Consider the following 232-nt stretch of genomic DNA (forward strand, 5'->3'; position numbering starts at 1 on the left):
TGCTGAAGCTTTAGAAGATATCAATACGCTATTACGTGTGAATAAAAAGGTTGAACTGGATGTATTAGATGAAGCAGCCAAGTATTTTGCTAGTAAATTAAAACCTAAAATCAAAGCCTCCAATAAAAACAAGCGAACGCATTTAAGGGATAGCCTAAAGATTGTTGTGAAAGATGATCGTGTATCTGTGGAATTTAAAGATGAAGCTTGGTATTGGTACTTAGTTGAACAT

Annotated in this window: 1 protein-coding gene; it reads left to right on the forward strand. The window is 34.1% G+C overall.

Annotated features, from left to right (window positions below; translation table 11 throughout):
- Positions 1-232 (forward strand): HK97 gp10 family phage protein (locus MR167_RS32405; RefSeq protein ID WP_242316303.1); only part of this gene is annotated, 232 nt, incomplete at both ends.

The organism is Bacillus cereus group sp. BfR-BA-01355, assembly GCF_022663675.1.
Taxonomy (GTDB): domain Bacteria; phylum Bacillota; class Bacilli; order Bacillales; family Bacillaceae_G; genus Bacillus_A; species Bacillus_A thuringiensis_S.